This window comes from Longimicrobiaceae bacterium (assembly GCA_035936415.1).
Taxonomy (GTDB): Bacteria; Gemmatimonadota; Gemmatimonadetes; order Longimicrobiales; family Longimicrobiaceae; genus JAFAYN01.
The window spans coordinates 1-2,065 of record DASYWD010000088.1; the positions used below are offsets into that span (position 1 = coordinate 1).

3 protein-coding genes are annotated in these 2,065 nt (G+C 75.8%); all 3 read right to left on the reverse strand.

Annotated features, from left to right (window positions below; all coding sequences use genetic code 11):
* Window positions 1–308 (reverse strand): hypothetical protein (locus tag VGR37_03525; protein ID HEV2146465.1); only part of this gene is annotated, 308 nt, incomplete at its 3' end.
* Window positions 305–682, reverse strand: a complete 378-nt coding sequence (locus VGR37_03530) for a BlaI/MecI/CopY family transcriptional regulator (GenBank protein ID HEV2146466.1) — start codon at window positions 680–682, stop codon at window positions 305–307. The genes VGR37_03530 and VGR37_03525, both read right to left, overlap by 4 nt.
* 45 nt (window positions 683–727) lie before the next feature.
* Window positions 728–2,065: M56 family metallopeptidase (locus VGR37_03535; GenBank protein HEV2146467.1), on the reverse strand; the 1,338-nt coding region annotated here is incomplete at its 5' end.

The following is a 2,065-nucleotide window of genomic DNA, read 5'->3' on the forward strand; positions in this document are numbered from 1 at the left end:
GCCAGGAGCGGCGCGTCGAGCACCGCCAGATCGAGCCGCGGAGCCGCCGCGGAGCCGAGCGGGAGCTCCGCGAGCGAGATCCGCTCCCCGGCAGCGGAGGAGGCGACGGCGCGCGGCGCAGGGGCGGGGGCCTCCTCCCGCGGGAGGAGGCCGTAGGCGGCCGGAATTGCCAGCGTGAGGAGCAGGGCTGCGAGCCAGGCCCACCGGGTGGGGAGGGCGCACGCCCGCAGCGCGCGCTCCAGCGCCAGGGCGCCCAGGGTGAGCAGCAGCCCCACCCCGGCGCAGTACAGGATCCAGTGCGCGATCATCCTCCCTCCTCCCCCTCCAGGCGCTCGTCGAGAAGGCGGCGCATGCGGCGCAGCTCCTCGTCCGAGAGGCGGCGGTCGGACACGAGGTGGGTCAGGAGCATCTCCGGCGAGTCCTTGAACAGCTTCTGCAGCATCCGCCGCAGGGCGCTCTTCCCCGCCGCCTGCCGCTCCACCCGGGGGAAGTAGCGGTGCGCCCGGCCCTCCTCCTCGTGGCCAACGTAGCCCTTCTCCTCCAGCGTGCGCAGGACGGTCAGGACCGTGGTGTAGGCGAGGTCGTCCGCCAGCCGCCCGCGCACCTCGGCCACGGTGGCGGAGCCGGTCTCCCAGAGCACGTCCATCACGTCCAGCTCCCGTTCGGTGAACGAGACTTCCATCGGGTCATCCTCCTCAAAGGTTGCCGCCGGAGCCCAGCGTGGGCCTCACCGCCCCTCCGGCGCCGCGGAGGGCTCCGGGAGGGAAAGGGTGAAGGCGAACGGCATCCGCACCCGCGCCGCCGTCGCCCGGCCGCCGAGCTCGCCGGGGGTGAAGCGCATCGCCCGGGCGGCCGCGAGCGCCGGCTCGCCGAACGCGGCGTGGCTGGCGGACACCAGGCGCACGTCGCTCGTGGCGCCCTCGGCGGTCACGACGAACTCGACCATCGCCTCGCCCATGATCCCCGCGTCGCGCAGCAGCGGCGGGTAGCCCTCCTTTAGGATCGCCCACACCTCCTCCCGGTTGCGGACCTCGGGCTGGCGGTCGAGCGCCTGGACGTCGACGATCCCCTCCCCCACCCCGGCGGAGACGGCCGGGACGCCGGGGAGCCTGGCCGATCCGTCGCCCGGCTCGAACTTCACGGGGAGCTGCACCCGCACCGCCACCGGGCGCCCGTCGCGCTTCGCCGGCCGGAAGCGCGCCTGGCGCATCACGGCCACCGCCGCCTCGCCCAAGGCCGCGTGCGTCGCCTCCAGCACCCGGGCCTCTGCGACGCTCCCGTCTTCCGCGATCACCATCTGCACCTGCGCGGTTCCCGTCACTCCGGCCGCACGCAGCAGGGGCGGGTAGTGGTTCTGGAGGAGCCGCTGCACCTCCAGGGCGTTCACCAGCTCCGGCCGCTCGGTGGCCTGGCGCACGTCGATCACGCCGGCCCGGAGCGGGATGGTGTCCGCCGGGGCCGGGTGCCGGCCGAGCCCGAAGGCGACCCCTGCCGCGACGCCGCCGGCGGGCGCGGGGATGGCCGCGGCGAGCGCGAGGGCGCCCGCGCATATGGCGGTGGAGAGCACGGCTCGGCGGATGCGGCCCTGGAGCACGGGTCGGGTCATGGCGTGGATCCTCCGTTCGAGAAACGAGGGCGGCTCGGTGAGGGCGACCAGGGGGAGGCGGCCCGAGGAGGCGACCCGGCCCACCTCCAGGAGAAGGAGGCCGTAGGCGCGCACGTCGGAGTGGCGGCGGAGCACGCGCGCATCGCAGTCCACCTCCATCGCCAGGCGCAGGCGGCGGAGCTGCCACCAGAGCGCGGCGTTCCAGGGGAACGCGGCGGCGGCCGTGAAGGCGAGGAGCAGGAGGAGCGGGTCGCGGGCGCGGAGGTGCTCCCGCTCGTGCTCCACCATCATCCGCTGGCGCTCCCCGTCCCACGCGAGCGCCCACTCCGGGAGGACGATGCGCCCGCGCAGGAAGCCGACGACCGCCGGCCCGGTGCTCGCCGACACCAGCACCGGCACCCCCGCCACCGTGGCCCGCCGCCACCCGCGCCGCCGCAGCGAAAGCGCGCCCAGCAGCGC

What these genes read in the sequence shown, in the direction of transcription:
- VGR37_03530 (HEV2146466.1), bottom strand. Translation starts at nt 682, where the DNA reads ATGGAAGTCTCGTTCACCGAACGGGAGCTGGACGTGATGGACGTGCTC.